The 8202-nt window shown below is 54.2% G+C and carries 5 protein-coding genes and 2 pseudogenes; 1 reads left to right on the top strand and 6 read right to left on the bottom strand.

Translation table 11 applies throughout. The features are described from left to right. Positions 1 to 89: 89 nt before the first annotated feature. A pseudogene (locus HK11_RS11020) lies at positions 90 to 758 on the top strand (IS3 family transposase); the annotation flags it as partial. Between the two features lie 146 nt (positions 759 to 904). On the opposite strand, the gene HK11_RS11025 reads toward HK11_RS11020, so the two are convergent. From HK11_RS11025 to HK11_RS12375, 6 genes and pseudogenes are all read right to left on the bottom strand, one after another. Continuing rightward, positions 905 to 4090 carry a type I restriction endonuclease subunit R gene (locus tag HK11_RS11025; protein ID WP_086555395.1) on the bottom strand — a complete coding sequence of 1062 codons (3186 nt, stop codon included), beginning with the start codon at positions 4088 to 4090 and terminating at the stop codon, positions 905 to 907. Next, positions 4087 to 5340: a restriction endonuclease subunit S gene (locus tag HK11_RS11030; RefSeq protein ID WP_086555396.1), complete on the bottom strand. Its 1254-nt coding sequence runs from the start codon at positions 5338 to 5340 to the stop codon at positions 4087 to 4089. The genes HK11_RS11025 and HK11_RS11030 overlap by 4 nt, the downstream gene beginning before the upstream one ends. Beyond that, entirely contained in the window at positions 5337 to 5657 is a 321-nt protein-coding gene (locus HK11_RS11035; RefSeq protein WP_086555397.1) for a nucleotidyltransferase family protein, read from the bottom strand. The genes HK11_RS11030 and HK11_RS11035 overlap by 4 nt, the downstream gene beginning before the upstream one ends. After that, positions 5654 to 6055, bottom strand: a complete 402-nt coding sequence (locus HK11_RS11040; RefSeq protein ID WP_086555398.1) for a nucleotidyltransferase substrate binding protein — start codon at positions 6053 to 6055, stop codon at positions 5654 to 5656. The genes HK11_RS11035 and HK11_RS11040 overlap by 4 nt, the downstream gene beginning before the upstream one ends. Continuing rightward, positions 6055 to 7659: a class I SAM-dependent DNA methyltransferase gene (locus HK11_RS11045; RefSeq protein WP_086555399.1), complete on the bottom strand. Its 1605-nt coding sequence runs from the start codon at positions 7657 to 7659 to the stop codon at positions 6055 to 6057. The genes HK11_RS11040 and HK11_RS11045 overlap by 1 nt, the downstream gene beginning before the upstream one ends. A gap of 97 nt (positions 7660 to 7756) precedes the next feature. Next, a pseudogene (locus HK11_RS12375) lies at positions 7757 to 8202 on the bottom strand (hypothetical protein); the annotation flags it as partial.

Raw genomic sequence — 8202 nt, forward strand, 5'->3', positions numbered from 1 at the left:
GATCTGGGGATTGGCAAATCAACGCTGAGCCACTGGATTTCGCAGTATCGGTCGACTGATCTGACGGCGCCTGAAGCGCAGACGGACCTCGTCCGCGGATGACCATGGAACTCAGGGAAGCAGGGCTTGATGTTGGTGAACGCCGTGTGGGGCGACTGATGAAAGCCAACGGTATTCGTCCCGTACGGACGCGTCGGCACAAAGTCACGACCGATAGTCGGCATTCTCCTGGTTTTGCCGACAATATTCTGGACGGCGATTTCCTGGCCGATGCCCCTAATCGGAAATGGGCAGGCGATATCAGTTATATCTGGACCAGCGAAGGCTGGCTCTACCTTGCCGTCGTCATTGACCTGTTCAGCCGCCGCGTTATCGGTTGGGCCGCCAGTAACCGGATGAAAAAGGACCTCGCTATCAGAGCACCCGATATGGCGGTGCGTCTACGCAATCCACCACCTGGCTGTATTTTCCATTCTGATCGCGGCAGCCAATATTGCTCCCATGATTTTCAGAAGAAGCTGACGGAATACAAGATGACACCGTCCATGTCCGGCAAGAGAAACTGCTATGACAACGCCGTGGTCGAGACCTTTTTCAAGAGCCTGAAGGCCGAAATGCTTTGGAGACAAAGTTGGCCAACACGGCGTCAGGCAACCGCCGCCATCTTTCAATACATCAACGGTTTCTACAATTCGCGACGGCGCCATTCATATCTCGGCAGCATCAGCCCTCTCGCTTTCGAGGTCAAAGCCGCGTAAAGGAAATCACATACCGGCACAAAACCGTTACAAGTCCAGTATGATAGTTCTCCATACTGAGCCGCTCCCGGATTGGCAGAGACGTCCGCTTCCAAGCGCTTCTCTCAGATTAGCGGACCTTCTGTTTCCCCCCATGGCTGACATGGTTATAGTTCTCCTTTTCCTGCCCAAATGGGCGCAAACTGCTCTGCCTGACGCAGGATGTGTTTGACTGCTTCCGCCTCCATATCGGGCGGGTAGCCATAGTGACGGAGCAGGCGTTTGACGGACGTGCGCATTCTGGCGCGGGCCTGCGCCATGACCGTCCAGTCCACTGTGGCGTTCTCCCGAATGGTCTTTATTAGTGCTGTGGCGATAACCCGTAATTTGGGGTCGCCCATGGCGTCCTTCGCACTCTGGTTCTGGGCCAGTGCGTCATAGAAGGCGATTTCTTCCTGTGTTAGCCCCAGTTCCTCGCCCCGGTCACGGGCGGAGGCCATGTCTCGGGCCATCCGGATGAGTTCATCCAGAATTTGAGCGGATGTCAGGGCGTTGGCATGGTAGCGGGCAACGGCCTGTTCCAGCCGTTGTGAGAAGGCTTCGGCTTCCGTGATGTTGGAGCGTGTCCGGCTGCGTATCTGGCCTTCCAGCAGTTTTTTGAGCGCCTCAATAGCCAGATTGCGCTGGGGCATTTCCCGCACTTCCTGCAAGAAGGCGTCCGAGAGGATGGAAATATCAGGCTTTCCAATGCCAGCGGCTTCCATAATGTCGATGATATCGGTTGAAATGACTGCCTTGCTGACCAGTTGCCTGATGGCCAGTTCGCGTTCCTGCGCGCTCCGCCCATCGCTGCCGGTGCTTACACTCTTGACCAGAGCCGCTCTGACAGCCTCAAAGAACCCGATTTCATCGCGCAGTCTGGCGGCTTCATCACTGGCGGAAGCCAGCGCAAAGGCGACCGAAAGCGCTTTGACGGCATCTGGATAGCGCTTCTGGGCGGCCTTGCGCTCTTCATCGTTTTTGGCAGATGCCATGGCCCGTTGCTGCTGGCCCAGAATATGATCAAGCGCTCCGGCCATGATGGACAGCTTGGCTTTCGGTGTCGCACCGTCCTGCAAGGCGGGGCGGTAATCAAAGCCGCCTGCCTGACCGGGGTTGAACATGGCCTGCACAACTTCGTAGCGTTCGAGCAAGGCCCGGATGGCCTCGCCCTCGTCAATGCCGACCTGTTCGCGGTCTCCGGCGGAGTATTCGCCCAGAGCCGCCTTCAGGTTCTGGGCAAGACCGATATAGTCCACCACCAGACCGCCGGGTTTGCCTTTGAACACGCGGTTGACGCGGGCAATAGCCTGCATCAGCCCATGCCCGCGCATGGGCTTGTCCACATACATGGTGTGCATGGAAGGTACGTCAAAACCCGTCAGCCACATGTCGCGCACAATGACCAGCCGGAGCGGGTCATTATTGTCCTTCATGCGCTTTGCCAGCAGTTCACGCCGGGCCTTGGATTTCTTGCCAATATGGGGCTGGAACCCGGCAGGGTCGGATGAACTGCCGGTCATCACCACCTTGATGGCCCCTTCATTGTCATCATCACTATGCCATGCGGGGCGCAGGCGGATGATCTCGTTATAGAGCGCCACACAGATGGCCCGGCTCATGCCCACAATCATGCCTTTGCCTTCAAGGGCAGTCAGGCGGTTTTCAAAATGATTCACAAGGTCTTCGGCTATCCGGCGCAGGCGGGGTTCCGAGCCGACCAAAGCTTCTACGCGAGAGTATTTCTGGCTGAGTTTATGTTCCTCGTTTTCAGAAAGCCCTTCGACAATGTCAGCCAGTTCGTTGTCCAGCTCTTCCTTGAGGTCTTCATCCAGTTCGATACGCACAAGGCGGCTTTCATAATAGATTGGCACGGTTGCGCCATCCTCGACAGCCTGCGCGATATCGTAAATGTCGATGTAATCGCCAAAAATGCCGCGTGTGTTCACATCGGCATTTTCAATGGGCGTGCCGGTAAAGCCGATAAAGGAAGCATTAGGCAGGGCATCGCGCAGATATTTGGCAAACCCGTACGTCATTTTGCCGGTCCTGGGGTTGAACTTGGCTTCCAGCCCATACTGGCTGCGGTGCGCCTCATCCGCCATGACCACTACATTGCGACGGTCGGTCAGCATAGGCAGGCTGGTTTCCCCGTCTTCAGGCTGGAACTTCTGCAAGGTGGTGAAGATGACACCGCCCGAGGTACGCCGGAGGAGCTTCTGCAAGTCCTCCCGACTGTCTGCCTGTTCCGGTGTCTGGCGTAACAGAGCCTGTGCGCCGGAGAAGGTGGCGAAGAGCTGGTCGTCCAGATCATTGCGGTCTGTCAGCACAATGATGGTGGGGTTTTCCATCTCAGGATGGCGGGCGATCACGCCTGCATAGAAGGTCATGAGCAGGCTCTTGCCTGACCCCTGCGTGTGCCAGACGACACCGACCTTGCGGTCTCCATCCGGGGCGGAGGCCCGCACAGTCTGTGCCACGGCTTTCTGGCAGGCATGGAACTGGTGATAGCCCGCCAGAATTTTGATGGGGCTACCGTTCTTCTCACCAAACAGCACAAAATCACGGATCAGCCCCAGAAACCAGTGTGGGGTGAACACGCCCCGTAGCACGGTCTCCATTTCTTCATGGTTTTTGGCAATCAGGTCTTCGCCGTTTATCGTGCGCCATGGCATGAAGCGGTCACGGTCGGCTGTGAGCGAGCCAACGCGAGCCTGTGTACCATCCGAGATCATCAGCGCTTCATTGAAGCGGAACAGCGAGGGAATAAGGCTGCGATAGGTCTGAAACTGGTTCCATGCTGAATCCAGCGTGGCGTTCTCGGAACTCGGGCTTTTGAGTTCAATCACCCCAAGCGGCATACCGTTGATGAACAGAACAAGGTCTGGCCTGCGGTTGGCCTCGTCCTTTTCAATGACAAACTGGCGCACGACCAGAAAGTCATTGATTTTCGGGTTCTCAAAATCCAGCAGGCGTACCCGGTCGCCAGACTGGGTGCCATCCTCGCGCACCATATCCACCGGCACGCCATTGACCAGATAGTCATGCAGGCGGCGGTTTTCGTCCACATGGTCGGGTGTGTCTTCGCGGATCAGGGCCAGAAGGGCTTCATCGCGTGAGGCCTGGGGAAGGTGCGGGTTCAGACGGTCTATGGCCACCTGCAGGCGTTTTTCCAGAATGACATCCGATAACGAGGCGCGTTCAGGTTTTTTGCCACCGGGGGCAATATCTGGCCCCCAGACAATGGTGTAGCCACATTCGCGCAGAATATCGCAGGCCCAGTCTTCGATCTCGTTTTCGGACAGAAAGCTCATGCTGCGTCTTCCACCATCTTTTCGGCATCCCGGATGCTGATTTCGCCGGACATGAGTTTGGGAAGAAGGAGGTCTCGGAGTTGGGAAAGGGTGCCGGTTTCTTTTTCTAATTGTTGTTGGATCTTAAACCATACAGAAACTTGTGCATGGAAAATCGTTATTATTTCTTCTGCTGGAAGAATGCATTCTTGTGATGAAAGGCTACTTTGGGTTAAAAGCGGCTGAGTTGAGCCGCTATTCAAAATTTGAAAATTTATTGAAGAAACAATGAAGTATATGTATTCAAAATAAGAATCTATTCTGGGAAATAAACATAATGCGTTATCAGAGACCCAGCATTTTTCATTGACACGGAACACTGTTCCTAATGTGCCTACACGGCCTGTAATTAAAAATGGCTGATCAAATAAGACATCCTTGGTAAACCAAGAAATCCCGTTCCCACCATAAACTGGTATTGGATTTTCCTCACTTGATAACGTCTCTTTGTTTGGTGGTCTTTTTCCGCTTGTGATTCTGCATAGAGAATCAATGAAAGCTATACGCCACCCCTCAGGCTTCCCCTCATTATCCAGCCTCTCGGGAAAGAGTTCCCACAGTTCTGGGGCGAGGTAAGGGGCTTCTCCGGCCCTTTTTGCCCGTGTCGGGCCAAAATCGACAAACCAGTCCCGAAACAACGCCCGCGCCATGGCTTCCAGCGTTTCGTTCGTCCGGCGGTTGAGGTCTATTTTATTGTCGATGGAAGCAAGAAGTTGACCAATTTTTTCTTGCTCCTTTCTTGGAGCAATAGGAATTTTGAAATGATGGCAATCTTCTACTCTTATATGGCTTACTACTGATCCAGAACCATCGTGAGATAAAAATTGCTGCTTCATGAAAGATGAGCAAAAAGAATAATATAAAAAAAGCGGGTCTATTTTCGCGTTATCTGCACGGTACTGCATGATTCGTTGGCCTAAGAAGTAGTGTTCTCCTGTATTCGCGATACGGCAAACCTCTCCTATAGGAGCTTCTCGGGTAAGTAATACATCACCGTGTTCTACGCGTGCTCTACGCGTCCATTTATGATATATATCTTCATTAACATATCGAGCATCTTTGAATTTTAGCTTGTCATTTCGAATATCGGTTGTGCGGATCATTCTATAAGGTGTAATTTTATTTTCTATTGGTGCTGTTCTATTCACGCAATCAACAATTAAATTGCAGACCGTGTTTATCGATACGATAGGCCAGTTCTTTTGCTTCATACGAAAAAATCTTTATTATAAAAAGAAAGATAATGTTTTCCAATGATATGTTTAAAATCTGAATTGGCCAAGGCCCAATCCAGCACATCCACTTTCCACGGCAGTTCTGACTCTGAGAAGGCTTCCTCCAGCCGTGCCCGCGTTTCCAGGGGTAAAGGTTCATCACCCATAATCGCCAGATCGAGATCAGAAAATGGTTTGGCCTTACCTGTTACGCGCGAGCCAAAAACCTGCACTTCACGGTCAGGTACAATCTCGTTGAGTATCCGCAGCACAATGGCCCGCTCTTCGGGCGTGATGTCGATCTGCCCTGTCACGCCGTGCGCTCTTTCAATGTGGCCAGCAGAAACTCTGCTTCCGCAATAAAGTCTGGAATGGTGGCGACAACCTGTCTGGCAGTGGCCTCATTGTAGGTGTGGCTGGTCAGGTTACGCATTTTACGAAACACGCTCCACTGGGGCCATGCGCTTTTGAGCAATCCGGCCTCGCTGGCGGAGCGTATCATGTCCGGAAAGCCCATGCGGTCATATTCCTCGGGAGAGGCAGAATTGGCTTCCAGAAAGCGCTTCAGGGTCTTGTGGCTGAGTTCATAGGTAAATTCGAAGCGCTGGATCAGGCCATCCCGCAACTGTTCATCGTCTGGCTGGGCAAGGTGGCGCGCCCAGCCTTCCTTCAAGCGGTCGAGGGCGCGTTCCAGTGGGGTGAGATACAGCATCACGCGCTTTCCTTCTGCACGATCAGCTTCAGGGAGGCGGTAATTTTCGCGTTCAGTTCTTCACCCTGCGCAAACTGTTCTTTCAGGGTCTTCTCAAGGGCTGCAAAGCGTTCGGCAAATGGCACGCTGTCTTCTTCGGCTTCCTCTGCCCCCACGTAGCGGCCTGGTGTCAGCACAAAGCCGCGCTGTTCCACTTCGTCCAGTGTGGCGGATTTGCAGAAGCCCGGACTATCCTCATATGTGCCTGCGTCCTTTTCGCCACGCCATGCATGGTAGGTGTCGGCAATGCGGGCTACGTCCTCGTCCGTTAGTTCCCGGCGAGTGCGGTCAACAAGCCTGCCCAGCTTGCGGGCGTCAATAAACAGGATTTCCCCGCGCCGGTCCCGCCAGCCTTTTTGCTTCTTGGTGCGGGTCAGAAACCACAGGCAGGCAGGAATCTGGGTGGAATAGAAAAGCTGACCGGGCAGGGCCACCATGCAATCCACCACATCGGCTTCCACCATCCGACGGCGGATTTCGCCCTCGCTGTTCTGGTTGGAGGACATGGAGCCATTGGCCAGAACCACACCAGCGGTGCCATCGGGGGCCAGATGCCACAGGATATGCTGGAGCCACGCATAGTTGGCATTGCCCGCAGGCGGTTTGCCATACTGCCAGCGGGGGTCTTCCTCCAGTGACGCATTCCACCAGTCCGACACGTTAAAGGGCGGATTAGCCAGAATATAGTCAAAGCGCAGGTCTTTCAGTTCATCGCGCAGAAAGCTGCCTTCATTATTCCAGCGAATATCCGCACCAATACCGCGCACGGCAAGGTTCATGCGTGCCAGACGCCATGTGGTGTGGTTGCTCTCCTGCCCGTAAATGGCAATGTCACCCAGCTTGCCGCCATGGGTTTCCACAAAGCGTTCGGACTGCACGAACATACCACCAGAACCACAGCACGGGTCATACACCCGGCCCTTATAGGGTTCGAGCATGGAAACCAGCGTACGCACTACGCTGGAAGGGGTGTAGAACTCGCCACCGCGCTTGCCTTCTGCTCCGGCAAACCCGCCAAGGAAGTATTCGTACACCCGGCCCAGCACGTCCCGCGCCTTGTCGTCCGTATCGCCCATGCCGATGTCAGAGATCAGGTCAATCAGTTCCCCGAGCATCACGCTATCAAGGGCAGGCCGTCCGTAATCCTTGGGAAGAACGCCCTTGAGTTGTTCCGGATTGGCTTTTTCAATGGCCAGCATGGCCTCGTCAATCATCTTGCCGATGCCGGAGGAACGGGCATTGTCTCTCAGGTGAGACCAGCGGGCAGTCTCGGGCACCCAGAAGATGTTTTCAGCCAGATATTCGTCGGGGTCTTCCGCCGCTGCCGGGTCTTCCAGCATTAGTTCAGCATGACGGGCTTCAAAGGCGGTGGAGATGTAGCGCAGAAAGATCAGGCCAAGGGCCACATGTTTGTAATCTGAGGGTTCAAGGTTCTTGCGCAGCTTGTCTGCTGCCAGAAACATCTGTTGTTCAAAACCCAGTGTCGCGCTTGCTGCTTTAGTCTTGCTCGCTTTCCCGGGAGCAGAGGCAGCATTAGTATTTTTAGGAGGACGACCGCGGGGCATGAGGAGAAGCCTTATCTGACAAAACTAACAATGCCGATATAGTGAACTATTCTGTATGCCTGGTCGAGTAAGATTAAGGACAAAAGACGGTTGCCTGCTATGACATTGAGGGTGGTTTCCATTGTTTGGGCTTATCTTTGCGCGTCATTTCCTGTTTTGGTTCCGGCTTCAGCTCCGGAGGGCGGAATATCTCAGCGGGGAGCAGATGAGAGAGCTGCTGAACCAGTTCTCTGTGCTCAGGCGTATCTGGTCTGGTTTTGAGTAACGTACGAAGCTGCGCGATCTCGCGACCAGCCAGTTCCTTCTCAGGCTGATGGGCCTTGTCCCATTTCCTGATCCTCTCATCGCGAGCGCGGAGCATCCGGTCAAAGCGCTGGTTGAGCCAGTGTGAGAGCTTTGCAGGCTGAGCCATGGCCGTAGACTCTCCCTCATGCTCCTTTCTGAACTGTTCCAGGGCGGGCTTGTCCTGTGGTGTCAGGATCGTCCTGAGAGGCTCAGGCGGAGTGGCACGCAACCCGGTGATATGCAGCAGGGCCTGCACCA

The organism is Acetobacter sp. DmW_043, assembly GCF_002153485.1.
GTDB lineage: Bacteria > Pseudomonadota > Alphaproteobacteria > Acetobacterales > Acetobacteraceae > Acetobacter > Acetobacter thailandicus.